Source organism: Vibrio sp. 10N.286.48.B8, assembly GCF_003050085.1.
Lineage (GTDB): Bacteria > Pseudomonadota > Gammaproteobacteria > Enterobacterales > Vibrionaceae > Vibrio > Vibrio crassostreae.
Genome location: NZ_PIGD01000002.1, coordinates 239928 through 257646, shown reverse-complemented (window position 1 = coordinate 257646; position 17719 = coordinate 239928). Strand labels below are relative to the sequence as shown.

General features: G+C 44.4%; 20 protein-coding genes. 13 read left to right on the top strand and 7 right to left on the bottom strand.

Going from position 1 to position 17719, the window contains the following annotated elements; genetic code table 11:
• Window positions 1-20: 20 nt before the first annotated feature.
• Both glnD and CWO08_RS03690 read left to right on the top strand, forming a co-directional pair.
• Window positions 21-2642, top strand: coding sequence for a bifunctional uridylyltransferase/uridylyl-removing protein GlnD (gene glnD / locus CWO08_RS03695; RefSeq protein ID WP_102432053.1), 2622 nt, complete (start codon window positions 21-23; stop codon window positions 2640-2642).
• Between the two features lie 181 nt (window positions 2643-2823).
• A complete protein-coding gene (locus CWO08_RS03690) occupies window positions 2824-3207 on the top strand; it encodes a DUF3461 family protein (protein ID WP_004734354.1) in 384 nt (127 codons plus the stop codon).
• A gap of 149 nt (window positions 3208-3356) precedes the next feature.
• Here CWO08_RS03690 and truC read toward each other — a convergent pair whose 3' ends face one another.
• Both truC and CWO08_RS03680 read right to left on the bottom strand, forming a co-directional pair.
• Window positions 3357-4106, bottom strand: coding sequence for a tRNA pseudouridine(65) synthase TruC (truC, locus tag CWO08_RS03685; RefSeq protein WP_102432054.1), 750 nt, complete (start codon window positions 4104-4106; stop codon window positions 3357-3359).
• A complete protein-coding gene (locus CWO08_RS03680) occupies window positions 4106-4420 on the bottom strand; it encodes a YqcC family protein (RefSeq protein ID WP_108019926.1) in 315 nt (104 codons plus the stop codon). The genes truC and CWO08_RS03680 overlap by 1 nt, the downstream gene beginning before the upstream one ends.
• A gap of 87 nt (window positions 4421-4507) precedes the next feature.
• Between CWO08_RS03680 and CWO08_RS03675 the strand changes: the two genes are divergently transcribed.
• Window positions 4508-5548, top strand: coding sequence for a DUF3549 family protein (locus CWO08_RS03675; RefSeq protein ID WP_048661213.1), 1041 nt, complete (start codon window positions 4508-4510; stop codon window positions 5546-5548).
• Between the two features lie 87 nt (window positions 5549-5635).
• A complete protein-coding gene (locus CWO08_RS03670) occupies window positions 5636-5944 on the top strand; it encodes a DUF3301 domain-containing protein (protein WP_108019924.1) in 309 nt (102 codons plus the stop codon).
• Here CWO08_RS03670 and CWO08_RS03665 read toward each other — a convergent pair.
• The gene (locus CWO08_RS03665; protein WP_048664574.1) at window positions 5910-6428 is read right to left on the bottom strand and encodes a GNAT family N-acetyltransferase; all 519 of its coding nucleotides are present in this window, start codon (window positions 6426-6428) and stop codon (window positions 5910-5912) included. The genes CWO08_RS03670 and CWO08_RS03665 overlap by 35 nt on opposite strands.
• A gap of 785 nt (window positions 6429-7213) precedes the next feature.
• Here CWO08_RS03665 and CWO08_RS03660 point away from each other — a divergent pair.
• Both CWO08_RS03660 and CWO08_RS03655 read left to right on the top strand, forming a co-directional pair.
• Window positions 7214-7498 carry a hypothetical protein gene (locus CWO08_RS03660; RefSeq protein WP_055319552.1) on the top strand — a complete coding sequence of 95 codons (285 nt, stop codon included), beginning with the start codon at window positions 7214-7216 and terminating at the stop codon, window positions 7496-7498.
• A gap of 57 nt (window positions 7499-7555) precedes the next feature.
• Complete coding sequence (locus tag CWO08_RS03655; protein ID WP_009847429.1) at window positions 7556-7999, top strand: YaiI/YqxD family protein; 444 nt, start codon at window positions 7556-7558, stop codon at window positions 7997-7999.
• A 112-nt stretch (window positions 8000-8111) separates the two neighbouring features.
• On the opposite strand, the gene CWO08_RS03650 is transcribed toward CWO08_RS03655, so the two are convergent.
• The 3 genes from CWO08_RS03650 to CWO08_RS03640 form a co-directional block, all read right to left on the bottom strand.
• Window positions 8112-9698 (bottom strand): AbgT family transporter, encoded by a 1587-nt coding sequence (locus tag CWO08_RS03650; RefSeq protein ID WP_048661211.1) that lies wholly within the window; start codon window positions 9696-9698, stop codon window positions 8112-8114.
• 388 nt (window positions 9699-10086) lie between these two features.
• Entirely contained in the window at window positions 10087-10212 is a 126-nt protein-coding gene (gene ykgO, locus CWO08_RS03645; protein ID WP_004734365.1) for a type B 50S ribosomal protein L36, read from the bottom strand.
• Entirely contained in the window at window positions 10213-10473 is a 261-nt protein-coding gene (locus CWO08_RS03640; protein WP_048661210.1) for a type B 50S ribosomal protein L31, read from the bottom strand. It lies immediately after the preceding gene.
• Window positions 10474-10596: 123 nt separating this feature from the next.
• Here CWO08_RS03640 and tsaA point away from each other — a divergent pair, with 123 nt between their 5' ends.
• The 6 genes from tsaA to CWO08_RS03610 all read left to right on the top strand — a co-directional run bounded on the left by tsaA (window position 10597) and on the right by CWO08_RS03610 (window position 15112).
• Window positions 10597-11292, top strand: coding sequence for a tRNA (N6-threonylcarbamoyladenosine(37)-N6)-methyltransferase TrmO (gene tsaA, locus CWO08_RS03635; protein WP_102432056.1), 696 nt, complete (start codon window positions 10597-10599; stop codon window positions 11290-11292).
• A 101-nt stretch (window positions 11293-11393) separates the two neighbouring features.
• A complete protein-coding gene (locus CWO08_RS03630) occupies window positions 11394-13109 on the top strand; it encodes a proline--tRNA ligase (RefSeq protein ID WP_102333426.1) in 1716 nt (571 codons plus the stop codon).
• Window positions 13110-13299: 190 nt separating this feature from the next.
• On the top strand, window positions 13300-13989 hold the full coding sequence (locus tag CWO08_RS03625; protein WP_102478913.1) for a tellurite resistance TerB family protein: 690 nt from the start codon (window positions 13300-13302) through the stop codon (window positions 13987-13989).
• A gap of 167 nt (window positions 13990-14156) precedes the next feature.
• Window positions 14157-14360: a YaeP family protein gene (locus tag CWO08_RS03620; RefSeq protein ID WP_008222923.1), complete on the top strand. Its 204-nt coding sequence runs from the start codon at window positions 14157-14159 to the stop codon at window positions 14358-14360.
• Window position 14361: 1 nt separating this feature from the next.
• Entirely contained in the window at window positions 14362-14553 is a 192-nt protein-coding gene (locus CWO08_RS03615) for a DUF4250 domain-containing protein (protein WP_029235125.1), read from the top strand.
• Between the two features lie 232 nt (window positions 14554-14785).
• Entirely contained in the window at window positions 14786-15112 is a 327-nt protein-coding gene (locus CWO08_RS03610) for a hypothetical protein (protein WP_017063350.1), read from the top strand.
• A gap of 337 nt (window positions 15113-15449) precedes the next feature.
• Here the strand turns inward: CWO08_RS03610 and glyA are convergent, their stop codons facing one another.
• On the bottom strand, window positions 15450-16700 hold the full coding sequence (gene glyA / locus CWO08_RS03605) for a serine hydroxymethyltransferase (RefSeq protein ID WP_102432631.1): 1251 nt from the start codon (window positions 16698-16700) through the stop codon (window positions 15450-15452).
• Between the two features lie 347 nt (window positions 16701-17047).
• On the opposite strand from glyA, the gene CWO08_RS03600 reads away from it, so the two are divergent.
• Window positions 17048-17650 (top strand): YitT family protein, encoded by a 603-nt coding sequence (locus CWO08_RS03600; protein ID WP_061032592.1) that lies wholly within the window; start codon window positions 17048-17050, stop codon window positions 17648-17650.
• Window positions 17651-17719: the final 69 nt, after the last annotated feature.

Sequence of the window (17719 nt, the reverse complement as noted above, 5' to 3'; positions counted from 1 at the left end):
TTGCACGGATAGCAGACCATATGCCTTATCAATGCCCTCTTACGTTCAATGACGAACAAATTGAAATCTGCGAATTAAAAAATCAGCTCGAGATCTTCACGCAGTATCAAAAAAATGAATTCCTGAATCATCATCCAGTTACCGACTTAGTGTTGCTACGCTCCGAATACATGGATTTACTTCTCAATCGTTTATGGGAGCATTTCGGATTCAATAAACTGCCTCATATTTCACTCGTCGCTGTAGGCGGTTATGGCCGTGGTGAACTCCACCCCTTGTCCGACATTGATATCCTTATCGTCTCGCAAAAAACATTGCCACCAGCACTTGGCGAAAAAGTCAGCCAGTTCATCACCCTACTCTGGGATTTGAGACTCGAAGTTGGTCACGCGGTACGTACCATTGCCGAATGTCTTGATATCGGTATTGATGATTTAACCGTTGCAACCAACCTGCAAGAGTCTCGATTGCTGTGTGGTAGTGAAGACACTTTTCAAGAACTAAAGCTGAAAATTCATTCCGATTCATTTTGGCCAAGTGAAACCTTCTACAAGGCTAAGATTCAAGAACAAAGAGAACGTCATGCTCGCTACCACGACACCACTTACAATCTAGAGCCGGACATTAAATCGACTCCAGGTGGACTCAGAGACATCCATACCCTGAGCTGGGTAGCGCGTCGCCACTTCGGTGCGACCTCTTTGTTAGAGATGAGCAAGTACGGTTTTCTAACCGATGCTGAGTATCGTGAGTTAGTTGAGTGCCAAGATTTCTTATGGCGTGTTCGTTTTGCACTGCACATAGAGCTGCGCCGTTACGACAACCGCCTCACCTTTGCCCACCAAGCTCAAGTCGCTGAACATTTGGGTTATACTGGTGAAGGTAACCGTGGCGTTGAGATGATGATGAAAGAGTTCTACCGAACACTTCGTCGCGTTGCCGAGCTCAACAAAATGCTGCTTAAATTGTTCGATCAAGCAATCATCAATGGTGGCCAGACTCAAGACGCTGAGATTCTCGACAACGACTTCCAGCGCCGTGGCTCACTGATCGAAGCGCGCAAGCCAGCTCTATTCCAAGCTAGACCAGAAACGATTCTCGATATGTTTATCCATATCGCTAATGACTCGACTATCGAAGGGGTAAGCCCACCAACATTGCGACAACTGCGAACGGCACGTCGCCGATTAAACCGCTTCCTGCATACTATTCCTGAAGCTCGTGACAAGTTCATGGATCTAGTTCGCCACCCAAATGCACTACACAAAGCCTTTAGCTTAATGCATAAGCTAGGCGTGCTCTCAGCGTACTTACCACAGTGGAGCCAGATCGTTGGCCAGATGCAGTTTGACCTATTCCACGTATACACTGTGGATGAGCACAGTATTCGCCTGCTCAAGCACATTAACCGTTTTGGCCAAATTGAGAACCACGACAAGCACCCTATCTGTTGTGAAGTTTACCCACGCGTACAGAAGAAAGAGCTGCTGATTCTGGCGGCTATCTTCCACGACATCGGCAAAGGCCGCGGTGGAGACCACTCAGAGATTGGTGCTGTTGAAGCATACTCTTTCTGTATTGAACACGGGTTATCAAAACCTGAAGCCAAGCAAGTCGCGTGGTTGGTACAGAATCACCTGTTGATGTCTGTAACCGCTCAACGCCGTGACATCTACGACCCAGATGTAATCACTGAATTCGCAAAGAAGGTCCGTGATGAAGAATCACTAGAGCTACTGGTTTGTTTAACCGTTGCCGATATCTGTGCAACTAACCCAGAGCTATGGAACAGCTGGAAGCGAACGCTGTTAGCGGAGCTATTCCACTCTACTCAGCGAGCACTACGCCGCGGATTAGAAAACCCTGTCGATGTCAGAGATCGTATTCGTCATAACCAACAAATGGCGTCAGCTTTGCTGCGTAAAGAGGGATTCACCGCTCGTGAAATTGAAGTGTTATGGCAACGCTTCAAAGCCGACTACTTCTTACGCCACACACACAAACAAATCGCTTGGCACTGTGAGCACCTACTTCGCCTAGAAGACCCAAGCCAACCACTCGTACTGATCAGCAAAAAAGCGACACGTGGTGGTACAGAAGTATTCGTTTACTGTAGAGACCAAGCGGCACTGTTTGCGACCGTGGTTGCAGAGCTCGACAGGCGCAACTTTAACGTTCATGACGCGCAGGTCATGGTCAGCAAAGATGGCCATGTTTTAGATACCTTTATCGTACTAGACCAACATGGTGAAGCGATCGATGAAGCCAGACACAAAGCCGTTGCCAAGCATCTGACTCATGTACTGGCTGATGGTCGTCCAACTAAGATTAAGACTCGTCGCACGCCACGCAACTTGCAACACTTCAAGGTAAAAACCTTAGTTGAGTTTCTACCAACCAAGAGCAAGAAACGCACCTTAATGGAGTTAAGAGCTCTTGATACTCCAGGACTATTGGCTCAAGTAGGTGCAACCTTTGCGGAGCTAAGCATCAACTTGCACGGTGCAAAAATTACCACCATAGGTGAGCGAGCTGAGGATTTGTTTATTCTGACCAGTGAAGCAGGAGGAAGGCTTTCTGAAGAGCAAGAACAAGCGCTAAGAGAAAGGCTAACCGAGCATGTTTCGGAACTCGCTCCTTAGAAGTCGAATTAAGTCTGAGGGCAGCTTTAATAGCCAAATAAGTGTGGGTAAAGATAGAGAGCGATCTTGCCCACAACTTACAATCAATTCACAGATATCAACTATCTAGCTCGTCGTTAGGCTGCTACATTGATCAAGTCAATTACATAAAAGTATTACATTCATAACCTAGAGGTCGCTTATGTATCCAAACCTCACTGGCTTAGGTATCCACGAACCTAAACAGATTGAACGTTATTCCCTTCGCCAAGAAGCTCATAAAGATATCCTGAAAATTTACTTTCGTAAGCAGAAAGGTGAACTGTTCGCAAAAAGCGTTAAGTTTAAATACCCACGACAAGTGAAAAGTGTGCTTGTTAGCGGTGGCAATAATCAATACAAAGAAGTGACCGAGATTAACCGAAACCTCACTCTTGTAATTGATGAACTCAACAAGATAACCAAACCGACGCCAACGGCTGAGGTGGATGTGAAGCAGAAGATCCTTACCGACTTACGCCATCTAGAGAAAGTGGTATCAAGTAAGATCGCCGAGATCGAAGCCGATCTAGAAAAGCTAAAATGATCCCACGATTAACGACGAACTAATCAACAATAGTGATGCCGTTAAGAACGCAAAGACATCAAAAAGGGCTGATATCGCTATCAGCCCTTTGTTTTTTTATTCTATTTTCTTTATTCACTTAGACTCATAATTACTAAAACGCGTGTGACTTACTTAGACAAGCACGTTTGAGCATCGATTAAGTTGGTATCCCACTTAAAGGTTTCAAACAACCTTAACCACGTTTCATCTAGGTTGGCCTTCATCACCAACTCTTTTTTAGTGAAAGGGTGGACGAAGCGTAATTCAGAGGCATGCAGCAACAAACGGTGCGAATCTAAATCATCACGAAACAGTCGATTGTGTTTACCGTCACCATGCGAAGTATCGCCAACGATTGGGTGTCTTAGGTGAGCCATATGACGACGCAGCTGATGTTTACGCCCTGTTTTTGGCATCATCTCAACCAAGCAGTAGCGGCTCGTTGGGAAACGTCCCGTTGAATAGGGTACTTCGACTTTTGCTATCGGTTCATAAACCGTCACAGCCTCTTGCGCTTCTTTGTCTTCTTTCGCGAACTTATCTGCGATCTTATCCAGCTCAACCTTAAGTGCGTAATCTAGCGTATCGCCCTCTTCTATCCAACCACGAACAATTGCATGGTAAGTCTTTTGCATCTCATGGTTAGCGAACATTGGCATCACCTCAGAGGCGACCTCACTCGATAGCGCAAACACCAAAACGCCAGACGTTGGGCGATCTAAGCGATGCAGAGGAAATACGTGCTGACCAATTTGATCACGCAGTGTTTGCATCACAAATTGCGTTTCGTGTTTATCCAACCATGAGCGATGCACAAGCATGCCAGCGGGCTTATTCACCGCGACAAAATACTCATCTTGATAAATGATCTCTAACATTACGCGCATACCTCATCAATGCTCAGAATCGTCACTAGCAGTTCAGCCTTGTCTGCCTCATTTTTCCAAACTTCACCAAAATAAGGATGGATAGCAAAGCCCTTCGGTAGGGGCATTTTCGCATCCATCATTGCGTTGATCTTAACGATAAAGATCCACTGCAACCACTCTTCCGGTTGTAACGAATCAATCGCGAAAGGTTCAACACTGGCCAGAGCTTCGTCCGAAGGTGGAACATCACTCCACAGCGAACATTGGCACATTTGTTGTTCTAATTGTTGAAGTAAAGGAGGTAACTTTGTGGCAGCTGTCATTTTTCACCAAGTTATTTATCTAGTGACCTTGAAATTGGGGCATAGAGTACCATCTATTTAGGAAAGAAAGTTAGGAGCTTTATTACTATGGAAACGATTCACACGCTCACTCAGTTACTCAAGAATAGCGGTTGCCAATACGATATCTACGACCTAGGTCGTCGCATTCAGAAGATCGACAACACCTTATTCTCTGATGTTGAGCAAGGGAAACAGCCGTACCCATTTCCACTTCAGAAACAAGCTCACTTAGCCATTAGTTACTGGAACGAACACAAGCAGCCTTGGATTTGGTTTCTAAAGTTCAAGCTGGACGAAAGGGGCCTGTTGCATCAAGGCGATGTAGGTAACTTCCTTAAGTTTGTCATAGAAGCAATGGGCACACGTCTAAACGGCGAGATCAGCGAAGAGCAACAACAAAAGCTGTCTAACAACCCATACACGTTTAAGCCTTCAGAGGACAAGATGGCCGTGTTCCATAGCCAAGTAAGATCAGGTTTAGATCTGGCGACTAGCCAATACTACGAACACGCTCAACACTACTTCACTGGTGATCTAGGCTGGGATAACTGGAAAACTGTTGGTCTTCAAGGTATCACCGATATGTGTGCTCGCCTAGGCAGCCAACAAAACGGTGTCGCGATTCGTAAAGCATTGAACAAACTACCATCAGAACCTCTATACGCAACACTAGGGGCGCTTGAGCACACGCAAATCAATGACAAGCTGGCTCAACGCTTACAAGAGATGGCCGAAAATGAGATCAATAGCCAAGAACCGGATCTGTTCTTGCTGTCTGCGTTGGTTCGTGCCCTTTCTGGTGCAGAACCAAGCACAACGAATGCCGTAATTAACCAAGTTCTGGCGAGCCCACGCTTAAGTCACCAAGAAGTGTTAATTGGTTTGGCTGGTCGAAGCTGGCACGCACTGCAAGATCCTGCGATTGCTGAGCAATTCTTGCTGCGCCTCGCACAAACAGGTAACCAAAACTTGTTCAATCAGTTATTTGCAGATTTAGTGATGATTCCAACTCTGAGAATGGTATTTTTACCGCTACTGAACTCAAATCCATCACCAGAACTTGCAAACGCACTGGTCGAACTGCAGCAAGCGGCTAAAGCTAATTAAGTTCACAGAGAGACTCACTCTGTAGTTCATCAAAATGCGCAACTATCACAATTGGAATGAAGAGATAAAAAAGGAAGTATGGATTAAATGATAGATAACTTATTGGCTATTTTGTTTCTGTGCTTCTTTTGCTTTTTATTTTGGCAGCAGCGCAGGCAATCAGAGCTTGCGAAGGCTGCCATTGCGAGAAAGTGTAAAGAGCTGGACTTACAATTGTTGAGTGTCGCTTTTAGTGGTCATAAGCTTAAGATGCGCCATGAGTTAAGCACGATTTGGCGCTGGCATACTGTGTACCAATTTGAATTTTCAGCGTTAGGTGATGACCTATACCAAGGTAAACTGACCATGGTCGGTTTCCGCTCTATGCGGTTTGAGCTACAGCCTCATAGAATGTAACGTCGCAATACTCGGTATAACGATATTCATGATAAGGGCCAAACTGATCTTGTTTGGTCTCTTTAAATGCAAAGCCTAATTTTTCTAATAGCTTAATGGATGGGTTGTGTCCGACATTCACAGTCGCAACAACATTCGTTAAACGCTCTTCAAAGCGCACCAAACTAAAGAAAGGTTTTAGTACCTCACTAGCAATACCTTGATTCCAGTATTCTTTATCCAAAATAAAGCCAAGTTCATGCTTACCCTTTTCCGATGAAACAAAGACATGTCCAAGATATTCACGGGTTTGGTTGTGGATGATCGCGCGGCAGAAGCCGACGTTATCTTGCAGTATTTCTTGAAAAAGGTGCTTCGCAGAGGCGACAGAGTGAGGTCCATTCATTTCGGCACGATTAATGGGGCAGCAATTTAACTTGATAAAGTCGAGTTCTAGCTGTTCAGTATAAGGTACCAACAGCGTTCTTGAGGTTGCTATCGTCATAAAACACTCCTTGTGTTGACCATTAGCAGAAAAGCAGATGTTGCGCTCTTAAATGAAGAAGCTCTTAGATAAAGACGCTCTAGATTTAAAAGAGTCTCCTAGATAGAGAAAAGCCTCAGGAAAAGAAAAGCCCCGACACCGAAGTGTCAGGGCTAGGGTCTTACTCGCAGCAGTCCGGCTACTAATTAATGCTCCATGCATCATCCATAATAGTGGCTGTAATCCTTCAGCTCTTTCCTTTACTTCGCCGTCCTAGCGGTGTCCAATCATCCTGAAAGCTAACAATCCTAGTTAGCGCACATCACTTGTTCCGTGAGCGGTGTCCTTTACATCGTCCTGATGCTAATCCAACCCTTTAATCCTAAAGGTGTCCATTGTCATTCCGTTGCAGCTAACTTCCTGTTAACTGACTGTATCCCTACAATGTCCTTACGCTCCATGCTTGATCACTCAATCCTAAGTAACCAAATCTTCATCCTGAAGATAACCAAATCCTTGGTGCTTTCCTGTTCCGTGTCAGAATCCTTCCGACAAGGTTTAATTTACGCGATTTAGGATTTCGGACAATAGATTTGCATCACACTTTGAATTCACCCGAGTTGTTAATTATATAAAACAATTAAAATTCAACAAGTTAACCATATGCATATCAATCTCTCTAGACAACTATTCGTGTTATCTCACAGCCTTTGTAAGAGATCTCTCACACGCCATTGGATGTTTTATGATTCGCTATCATCCACCGGAGCGAGTAAAATGATTGAAGACTAAAAATGGAGGTCAACATGCTGACAAAAGATGTTTCTGAAGAGTTGAAATCAGTGCTTGAAGGACTGCAAGCACAAGGTAAAGAGCCGACCGTTGCGTTAGTGAAAGCTCGCATGAGTACATCGGTTCCAATGCCTGCTTTAATCACAACCATCAAGAGCTGGAAAAGTGCGAATCGCGTTCCTAAAGTTGAAGTCGCGACACAAGAAGAGCCGGCACTAGACCGTGTTGGCCAACTGGAAAAGCAAATCCTTGAACTTACCGCTCGCGTTGCCACGCTTGAAGCCAAATTAACTGAGTAATAAGTTAACCGAGCAATAAGTTGACAGATAAATAAGCGAATAGAGAAATAGAACACTATGAAGATATGGGTTGATGCGGACGCTTGTCCAAAGGTTATCCGAGAAACAATCGTACGCGCAGCTGAGCGCACAGGGGTTGAATGTACCTTTGTGGCAAACCATCTGGTTCCCGTTCCTAAACGCAATAACATTCACTCGATTCAAGTACCAAGCGGATTTGATATTGCTGATGATGAAATCGTAAAGCGCACTGAACCTGGCGATCTTGTGATTACATCCGATATCCCTCTGGCTGACGAAGTGATCACCAAAGGTGGCCAAGCTCTCAGCTCTCGTGGTGAGCTTTACACCAAAGAGACCATCAAAGCACGTCTGAACATTCGTGACTTTATGGATACCATGCGCTCAAGTGGCATCCAAACGGGTGGCCCAAGTGCCCTATCACAGACCGATCGCCGTGAGTTCGCCAACCACCTCGATCGCCTGCTAGCAAAACGCTAACAATCTAATTCTAGATTAACTTAGTTCTATCTCTTCATGACAAGAACAAAAAAACCTGCAATCAATGCAGGTTTTTTATTGTCGATTAAAAGGGGGCTCCCCTACTCGACCACTAAGGCGTGTAGTAAGTTGCAGCGCCCGGACCTACTGGTAGGCCAAATACGAATACCCAAACGTAGAACATTAAGCTCCAACCAACCAAGAATACGATTGAGTATGGAAGCATAGTTGCAATCAGAGTACCGATACCTAAGTTCTTCATGTAACGCGTCGCTACAGCAAGGATAAGACCGAAGTAGCTCATCATTGGAGTAATGATGTTCGTTGTTGAGTCACCGATACGGTAAGCCGCTTGAATCGTTTCTGGTGCGTAGCCTACTAGCATTAGCATTGGAACGAAGATAGGTGCTGTAACGGCCCACTGAGCAGAAGCCGAACCGATCATCAGGTTAATGAAGCCACACATTAGGATGAATGCGAAAAACAACATTGGACCCGTTAGGCCGATATCCTGTAGGAACGTAGCACCTGCAACTGCGAATACTTGACCGAAGTTAGTCCACTTGAAGAAAGCAACAAACTGAGCAGCAAAGAACACAAGTACTATGTACATACCCATTGAAGACATAGATTTAGACATTGCATCGATTACATCACGGTCGGTTTTCATTGTGCCGGTAACTTTACCGTAAACGAAACCAGGAACTGCGAAGAATACGAAGATGAACGCTACGATACTTTTCAGGAATGGAGAACCTGAAACCGTACCTGCGGCTGAACGTAGAACGCCGTCAGCTGGAACAATCGTCCAAGCAAGAAGTGCAGATACCGCTAGCACTGCGATACCCGCAAGCTTAAGGCCTTTCTTCTCAACGTCTGTTAGTTTACCCATCGAATCATTTGATAGGTCTTCAGACGCTTCTTCATCGTTGTATTTACCCAGTTTTGGCTCAACAATCTTCTCAGTTACAAATGCACCTGTAATCGCAATGAAGAAAGTCGAAACAAACATGAAGTACCAGTTTGATTCAGGACCGACGCTGTAAGTCGGGTCGATCATTTGTGCTGCTGTTTCTGTAATACCAGAAAGCAGTGGATCAACCGTACCGATTAGAAGGTTTGCAGAGTAACCACCAGATACACCAGCAAATGCTGCCGCTAGACCCGCTAATGGGTGGCGACCCAAAGAGTGGAAAAGCATTGCTGCAAGAGGGATAAGTACTACGTAACCAAGCTCTGAAGCCGTGTTAGAGATAATACCGGCAAAAACTACGGTTACCGTAACCATACGCTTAGATGCGCCCATTACCATGCCACGCATCGCCGCAGATAATAGACCTGAGTGTTCAGCAATCGCTACACCTAGCATTGCAACAAGCACGGTACCTAATGGCGCAAAGCCAACAAAGTTTTTAACTAGATTAGTAACAATGAGCTGTAAGCCTTCAGCGTTAAGTAAGCTTACAACGTAGATCATGCCGTCAGCAGCACGACCTGGAGCACCTTCTGGGCGAGGGTCCATAACAGACACTTCAAAATATCCAGCGATACCTGAAGTAACTAGAATAGCGACGCAGAAGATTGCGAAAAGAGTGATTGGGTGGGGTAATAGGTTCCCCAAATATTCAACACCATCGAGAAAACGGGTAAAAATAGGTTTCTTTGGCGAGTTGTTTTTTATTGAAGCTGATGAACTCATCAGTTCCCTCCTTGTAGTGATTCCTATGCAATTGTGACAAAAATGTTCAAATTGCCAGCGAAGGGTACGCGACAAAATTATCAATTAGAAATTCAAAATGTTACAAAATGTGTAACAAGCGACGATATTTAACTCTATTTGAACAATTAATTAGCAAATAAATCCACATTAAATACAAAATCTAGATTTATAATTCACAACTACGCATTCACTACAAATATACCTAACGATATAACCTATTGATTCACTTAAAAATAAAACACATCGTACGCTAAATAAACACTCTATCTTTAATCACGTTCCTCTTGAGGGAAAAGAAAAGCAGGCAAATGAATGAAGTTTGACTTTCCCCTCGTTTTTTACACACGTGTCACATCAAATTGACGGCTTATTTCTGAACCGCTTTGAATCTCGGATTAGTTTTACAGATAACATAGTGTCGGCCTCTGCGTTTTACTATCTGACAATCCGGGTGACGGCTCTTTGCACTTTTCAGTGATTTCACGACTTTCATTTATTTCGCTCCCTTACCTAGTTGACCAAAACGACGAGTGAAGTTCGCAACACGTCCCTCTTTATGTAGCACTCTCTGTTTACCGGTATAGAAAGGGTGCGACTTTGACGACACCTCAATCGTGAAGTAAGGATAAATATTACCGTCTTCCCATTCGATAGTACGGTCTGTTTTTAGCGTTGAGCCGATTAAGAAGTACTCATCGACACTGGTGTCATGAAAGACCACGGGACGGTAATCTGGATGGATATTCGGTTTCATTGTATTTCCCTCAATAACTAATTTGATATGTTATAACATTTCAAATGATAATTATTATCAAAGGAAAAACAAGCAATTTTATGATATTTTTCCGTCTTAATCGTAATCAGAGAACACCCAACTATGTACACCATTGAACCTGTTGGCTTTATTGACTCTCCTTATAAAGAGAAGTTCGCTGTGCCAAGGCAGCCTAGGTTGGTACCCACATCCACCTCAAGAGTCAGGTTAGTTGATGCAGCAAACTGCCTTGAGTCTGTTCGTGGTATTGAGCAATTTAGCCATGTTTGGTTACTATTTCTGTTCGACAAGAACCTTGAAGCAGGCTGGAAACCAACCGTGAGGCCACCTCGCCTTGGCGGGAATGAACGTATTGGTGTATTCGCGTCTCGTGCCACATTCAGACCGAATGGAATTGGCATGTCTGCGGTTGAACTAAAAGGTGTGTCTCAAGAGAAAGGACAAACTTGGTTGGATCTCGGCAGCGTCGACTTAGTAGATGGCACACCGATCATCGACATCAAGCCTTATATCCCCTACTCAGATTCGATTCCGGACGCATTGGGAGGGTTTGCTGCCGATGAACCAGAAGTGCTCGAAGTTAACTTTTCGCAGCAAGCGCAAAGTAAGCTAGCCAGTCATCCACAAGCGCGCCATATCGTTCAGGTGATCAAAGAAGTATTAGGCCAAGATCCTCGTCCTGCCTATAAGAAAGGTAAACCTGACAACAAGGAATATGCGGTAAATTTGTTCGATCTTAACGTGAAATTCGTAGTTGAAACACTTTTCATCAATGTAACTGACATTGAACGCTTTTGAGATCCCAAATAGGCTGATATTATATGCGGCTATATCAGATTTGCTGTGGTCACGAACGACAGCAAGTTTTCTTTTGTCAATGATGAAACGGATACCATAGAATGCGTACCAGTAACTACCTTCTTTCTACTCTGAAAGAGACTCCAAACGACGCAGAAGTTATCAGCCACCAGCTGATGCTACGTGCAGGTATGATCCGTAAGCTAGCTTCAGGTTTATATACTTGGCTACCTACTGGTCTACGTGTACTGCGTAAAGTCGAAAATATCGTTCGCCAAGAGATCGATAATGCAGGTGCCGTTGAAATCTTGATGCCCGTAGTTCAACCGTTTGAGCTTTGGGAAGAGACTGGCCGTTCTGAAAAGATGGGTCCTGAGCTACTTCGTTTCACAGACCGTCACTCTCGTCCGTTTGTTCTTAGCCCAACAGCTGAAGAAGTAGTGACGAGCCTAGTACGTAACGAGATCAGCTCTTACAAACAGCTACCTTTAAACCTGTACCAAATCCAGACTAAATTCCGTGATGAGCGCCGCCCTCGTTTTGGCGTAATGCGTGCACGTGAATTCTCTATGATGGATGCGTACAGCTTTGATATCGATAAAGAAGGCTTAGAAAAGTCTTACCAAGCGATGCACGATGCTTACTGTAAAGCATTCGACCGCATGGGCCTTGAGTACCGTCCAGTATTGGCAGACTCTGGCGCAATCGGCGGCAGCGGCTCTCAAGAGTTCCACGTTCTTGCTGAAAGCGGCGAAGACCTAATCGCATTCTCAACTGAGTCAGATTACGCAGCAAACATCGAAAAAGCAGAAGCACTTGCTCCTACTGAAGATGCTGCAGCACCAACTCAAGAGATGGAACTGGTTGATACACCAAACGCGAAAACTATCGCAGAATTGGTAGAGCAACACGGTCTAGCAATCGAGAAGACAGTTAAGACTCTATTCGTTAAAGCTTCTGATGAAGTAGAAGCAGATATTATTGCTCTGATCATCCGTGGTGACCACGAGCTTAACGAAGTGAAAGCAGAGAACCTTCCACAAGTTGCTGCTCCGCTAGAGATGGCTTCTGAAGAAGAAATCCGCGCACTTGTTGGTGCAGGTCCAGGTTCACTTGGCCCTGTTGGCCTAGAGCTACCATTCATCGTTGACCGCTCTGTTGCTGTAATGAGCGACTTTGGCGCTGGCGCAAACGTAGACGGTAAGCACTACTTCGGTATTAACTGGGGTCGTGATGTTGAGCTTGCTCAAATTGAAGATCTACGTAACGTAGTTGAAGGCGACCTAAGCCCATGTGGTCAAGGTACAATCCAACTTAAGCGCGGTATCGAAGTTGGTCACATCTTCCAACTGGGTAATACTTACTCTAAAGCAATGAACTGTAACGTGCTTGGTCCTGACGGCAAGAGCGTAATCCTAGAAATGGGTTGTTACGGTATCGGTGTTTCACGTGTTGTTGCATCTGCTATCGAGCAAAACCACGATAAATTCGGTATCACTTGGCCAGACGCACTAGCACCGTTCCAAGTTGCTATCGTACCAATGAACATGCACAAATCTGAGCGCGTTAAAGAAGCAGCTGAGAAGCTATACGCTGAATTAACAGCTATGGGTATCGAAGTTCTATTCGATGACCGTAAAGAGCGCCCAGGTGTTATGTTTAAAGATATCGAGCTAGTGGGTATTCCTCACACTATCGTTATCGGTGATCGCAGCATGGACGAAGGTAACTTCGAATACAAAAACCGTCGTACTGGTGATAAAGAAGCTATCGCAATGGACACGGTTATCGAGCACCTTAAAGCTCAACTAGCTTAGTAATCAGATTACTCACTAGATAAACATTGAAAGGCTACCATCAGGTGGCCTTTTTTATACCTATTTTTTCCCTTCAAACTCCCTTCTATTTATCAGTAGAGTAAATAAGGTAAGTTAATCCCCTGTTCATCTTCAAATCCGTATATTGGTGTCATCAACTTTTTGGACATGCTCACCATTGGAGGTATCGATGGATATCAAAAGCTTACTTAACCAAGCACTTAAGTCAGATCTCGTTAAACAAGGCACTCAGAAACTTTCACAAGGGTCTTCAAGTTTAAGTGGCCTTTCTCAAGGCAACAATGGCAAGAGTAGCAGTAAAAGTACACTCGGAGCCTTCGGTGCAGGCGCTGTTGGTGGCGGGCTATTAGGTGCATTAATGGGTTCTAATAAAACCAAGAAAATGGGTAAGAAAGCCGCAGGTATTGGTGGCGCAGCAGCTCTGGGCGCTCTCGCTTACAAGGTCTACAACGACTACCAATCTAAACAAGGCCAAACACCGAATGCCGAGCAAGCTCAATTTGATGAGAACGACTCAAACCATAGCGTACTGATTCTCAGATCAATGATTGCCGCATCCAAAGCCGATGGCCATGTCGATGAAGAAGAGATGGCTAAGATTGAACAAGCCGTCGAGAACATGGGTGCCGATTATCAACTGACTAAATTGGTGTCTGAAGAGTTGCACAAACCACTCGATCCAAGTGAAATCGCTCAACTCGCGACATCACCGCAACAAGCCAGCGAAATCTACTTAGCCTCTTTGATCGTAGCCGACGAACAGAACTTCATGGAAAAGGCGTACCTCAAAGAGTTAGCCAAACAACTCAACCTTGCTGATGAAGTGACTTATCAACTTGAACAGCAAATATCTGGTTAAGTGGTCAATATCCGGCTAATTGGCAAGCTAGCAAGTGATATGTTGAGCATCAACAGAATGAGATATTGAGCAAGAACAAACTAACTCTGAACTTAATCAGATCCACTTTGTTTTTGCTTATCTCTATGTGTATATTGAGATCAGTTATCATTTGGTTAGGTATAAAAATGAAAGTATACGATTGTTGTGATTTGGTGCGTGAACTGTATTCTCAAATTGGCAGTGGCGACCAAGGCTATATCCCGAAAGCGATCACCTGCGCGGTAAAAACATTGAATGACCTTGCTGCAGACGAATCTCTTCCTAAAGAAGCGCGTGAGCGTGCAGCCTTTGCCGCTGCAAACCTGCTGATCTCAGATTTCGAGGACTAATATGAACCTCGCTAATTTTGAAAAAATGGATCCTGTAATGTTGATGAGCATCGTCAACATGAAGCTACGTGACGACTTCGGCGGTGATATAGATCGAGTGGTCAACTTCTACGAGATCGACAAAGCAGCATTGATCGCTAAACTTGCGTCAGCTGGTTTTGAATTCCTTCCAGAAGCCAAACAGTTTCGATAGTCATTTAAAACAAGCTTGATTTTGAAAGGCCAACCTCAGTGTTGGTCTTTTTTATTGGTGATACGTATTGGATAAACATGCAGTTAGCCAATTATAAATTGTCTGTCTACATCTATACTTTTATATCTTAGAGTCAACGAGCGCTCCTTGAACCAAAGCGTATTGTTGTATAGGCTACCTGAAATAGCATATAAAACTCATCAATCAATCTGATGATAGCGAAGGATTAACAATGAAAAGACTCGGACTTTTGGCAGTTTTCGCAGCAACACTGACTGCAGGTTGCGCTTCAAATACACAGCAAGACAACTTTCGTGAAGCCTCTTTTGAGCTGTGTAACACCGAAGTCGATATTTACTCAGTAAGCCATGATGAAAGAGTGCGTATTGTCTGCTCTGATGGCTCTAAATTCGCTCTGAAAAGCGAAGACACACTAGAAGTGATGCGTGACATCAATATCGACTACTGTGACGGCGAAGGCTTAGGAAAATTCAACGAGAGCCGCCATTATTACTCATTCAAGTGTAAGTCTGGCACCCTGCTTAGCATCAGAAAGTAGAACCAACATAAGAAAACCACAAAGGGTTGATGTGCAGACATCAGCCCTTTTTAGTACCCGCCTTTCTGCATTCTCATATAACCCAACTCTCATACCTACAAATACAAAAAAGGCCCCTATCAAGGAGCCCTTCAAATCGTACTTTCAATCAAATAGCTTAAGTTCAAGGAACAGGCGCGGAGTTTTCAGCACCTTTCCCTAAAACAAAAAGAGACTCAATGAGCCCCTTTAAAAGTATTTTTCAAAGTAGTCGTTTGAAATTCTAGGAGAGCACGCGGAGCTTACGGATGTAAGTGAGCATGCTCGACAACGAAGTTCAAATTACTACGAAGAAAAATTAAGCGTAAACCGGTAGACGCTTACAGATATTTAGTACTTTTGCTTTTGTCGCTTCGATAACAGACTCATCGCCCATGTTATCTAGGATGTCACAGATCCAACCTGCTAGCTCTTTCGCGTCTGCTTCTGAGAAACCGCGACGAGTGATAGAAGGAGAACCGATACGGATACCTGAAGTAACGAACGGGCTACGTGGATCATTTGGTACTGAGTTCTTGTTCACAGTGATGTTCGCTGCACCTAGTGCTGCGTCTGCTTCTTTACCTGTGATGTCTTTGTTGATTAGGTCAACTAGGAACAGGTGGTTCTCTGTAGAACCTGAAACGATGTTGTAACCACGCTCAAGGAATTCAGCAACCATTGCTTTTGCGTTAGCAACTACACGTGCTTGGTATTCTTTGAACTCTGGCTCTAGAGCTTCTTTGAACGCTACTGCTTTACCAGCGATAACGTGCATTAGAGGGCCACCTTGACCGCCTGGGAATACTGCTGAGTTCAGCTTCTTGTAAAGGTCTTCGCCTTCGTTAGAAAGGATTAGACCGCCACGTGGACCTGCTAGCGTTTTGTGCGTTGTTGTTGTAACAACGTGCGCGTGTGGAACTGGGTTCGGGTAAACACCTGCCGCGATTAGACCCGCTACGTGAGCCATATCTACGAATAGGTAAGCACCTACTTTGTCAGCGATTTCACGCATGCGCTTCCAATCACAGATTTGAGAGTAAGCAGAGAAACCACCGATGATCATCTTAGGTTTGTTCTCGATAGCCAGCTTTTCCATCTCTTCGTAATCGATTTGGCCTGCTTCGTCGATACCGTAAGGGATGATGTTGTAAAGCTTACCAGAGAAGTTTACTGGAGAACCGTGAGTTAGGTGACCACCGTGCGCTAGGCTCATACCTAGAACTGTGTCGCCTGCGTTCAGTAGCGCCATGTATACAGCGTTGTTTGCTTGAGAACCTGAGTGAGGCTGTACGTTCGCGTACTCGGCACCAAACAGCTCACATGCACGTTCAATTGCTAGAGTTTCAACTTTGTCTACGTACTCACAACCACCGTAGTAACGCTTGCCTGGGTAGCCTTCAGCGTATTTGTTTGTTAGCTGAGAACCTTGAGCTTCCATTACACGTGGGCTTGTGTAGTTTTCTGAAGCGATAAGTTCGATGTGCTCTTCCTGACGAAGAGTTTCTTCTTGGATAGCTGCGAATAGATCCGCATCGTAATCAGCAATGTTCATGTCACGCTTAAGCATCTGTATCTCCTGACTCAGATTGTACTGAAAGTTTCAAAAAAACCACACAACGACCGAAAGCAAACGTTTCCGTCACCGTTTTGATGTGACGCATTCTACATAATTTGATCTAGGTCATAAAGAGCTAATTGCAATTTTATCATGCAGTTTTTTCATAATCACAAATAAGATTCATCATGGTTATTGGGCTTATCCAACCAAAGATGTTCCTTACTGTCAATTTTACGATTTACACCCTGTAAAACGCAGATTACATAGGTTTACCTTAATTTTGCCCCTCTAGCTACCGAAAGCTTAAGTTTTTCTCTACTATGCACGCCTTTATTGATTAGGTAATTATTAAAACGATGGAAAAACACTCACGTAAAGAAGATTGGATTGCAGTCCTGACGGGCACGTTTTTAGTAGCGTTAGGCGTCTTCTTTTTACAGTCTGCGCACCTGCTTACCGGTGGTACTACTGGTTTGGCTCTACTGTTGAGTCAATTTTTGCCTGTAACCTTCGGTATTCTATACTTTGTCGCTAACTGTCCATTCTATCTATTGGCGTGGAAACGTTTTGGTCGCAGCTTTGCGATCAGCAGTGCGATTTCCGGCGCTTTAGTGTCTGTGTTTGCCGATCATTTATACTTGGTTATTTCGCTCGAAGTTCATAATGAGATCTACTGTGCAGTAGCCGGTGGTTTATTGATGGGCTTGGGTATGCTGATCTTATTCCGTCATCGCTCAAGCTTGGGTGGATTCAACGTCTTGTGCTTATTCATTCAGGATCGCTACGGTATCTCAGTAGGCAAAACCCAAATGGCTATTGATGCGTGTATTCTGTTTGCATCATTCTTCTTCGTATCGCCTTGGGTGATTGCGGTTTCTGTATTGGGCACTGCGGTATTGAACATCGTATTAGCGATGAATCATAAGCCTACACGCTATTCGGTGAACTACGCGTCTTAACGCCAGCTATCCAATCAATGAATTACTAGCTGTTTTTCATAACGAAAACAGCTAGTATTTAGCTTTTAT

Excerpts from the sequence above, each read along its gene's own strand:
- glnD (WP_102432053.1), top strand. The coding sequence starts at position 21 with ATGCCTTATCAATGCCCTCTTACGTTCAATGACGAACAAATTGAAATC.
- CWO08_RS03690 (WP_004734354.1), top strand. The coding sequence starts at position 2,824 with ATGTATCCAAACCTCACTGGCTTAGGTATCCACGAACCTAAACAGATT.
- truC (WP_102432054.1), bottom strand. The coding sequence starts at position 4,106 with ATGTTAGAGATCATTTATCAAGATGAGTATTTTGTCGCGGTGAATAAG.
- CWO08_RS03680 (WP_108019926.1), bottom strand. The coding sequence starts at position 4,420 with ATGACAGCTGCCACAAAGTTACCTCCTTTACTTCAACAATTAGAACAA.
- CWO08_RS03675 (WP_048661213.1), top strand. The coding sequence starts at position 4,508 with ATGGAAACGATTCACACGCTCACTCAGTTACTCAAGAATAGCGGTTGC.
- CWO08_RS03670 (WP_108019924.1), top strand. The coding sequence starts at position 5,636 with ATGATAGATAACTTATTGGCTATTTTGTTTCTGTGCTTCTTTTGCTTT.
- CWO08_RS03665 (WP_048664574.1), bottom strand. The coding sequence starts at position 6,428 with ATGACGATAGCAACCTCAAGAACGCTGTTGGTACCTTATACTGAACAG.
- CWO08_RS03660 (WP_055319552.1), top strand. The coding sequence starts at position 7,214 with ATGCTGACAAAAGATGTTTCTGAAGAGTTGAAATCAGTGCTTGAAGGA.
- CWO08_RS03655 (WP_009847429.1), top strand. The coding sequence starts at position 7,556 with ATGAAGATATGGGTTGATGCGGACGCTTGTCCAAAGGTTATCCGAGAA.
- CWO08_RS03650 (WP_048661211.1), bottom strand. The coding sequence starts at position 9,698 with ATGAGTTCATCAGCTTCAATAAAAAACAACTCGCCAAAGAAACCTATT.
- ykgO (WP_004734365.1), bottom strand. The coding sequence starts at position 10,212 with ATGAAAGTCGTGAAATCACTGAAAAGTGCAAAGAGCCGTCACCCGGAT.
- CWO08_RS03640 (WP_048661210.1), bottom strand. The coding sequence starts at position 10,473 with ATGAAACCGAATATCCATCCAGATTACCGTCCCGTGGTCTTTCATGAC.
- tsaA (WP_102432056.1), top strand. The coding sequence starts at position 10,597 with ATGTACACCATTGAACCTGTTGGCTTTATTGACTCTCCTTATAAAGAG.
- CWO08_RS03630 (WP_102333426.1), top strand. The coding sequence starts at position 11,394 with ATGCGTACCAGTAACTACCTTCTTTCTACTCTGAAAGAGACTCCAAAC.
- CWO08_RS03625 (WP_102478913.1), top strand. The coding sequence starts at position 13,300 with ATGGATATCAAAAGCTTACTTAACCAAGCACTTAAGTCAGATCTCGTT.
- CWO08_RS03620 (WP_008222923.1), top strand. The coding sequence starts at position 14,157 with ATGAAAGTATACGATTGTTGTGATTTGGTGCGTGAACTGTATTCTCAA.
- CWO08_RS03615 (WP_029235125.1), top strand. The coding sequence starts at position 14,362 with ATGAACCTCGCTAATTTTGAAAAAATGGATCCTGTAATGTTGATGAGC.
- CWO08_RS03610 (WP_017063350.1), top strand. The coding sequence starts at position 14,786 with ATGAAAAGACTCGGACTTTTGGCAGTTTTCGCAGCAACACTGACTGCA.
- glyA (WP_102432631.1), bottom strand. The coding sequence starts at position 16,700 with ATGCTTAAGCGTGACATGAACATTGCTGATTACGATGCGGATCTATTC.
- CWO08_RS03600 (WP_061032592.1), top strand. The coding sequence starts at position 17,048 with ATGGAAAAACACTCACGTAAAGAAGATTGGATTGCAGTCCTGACGGGC.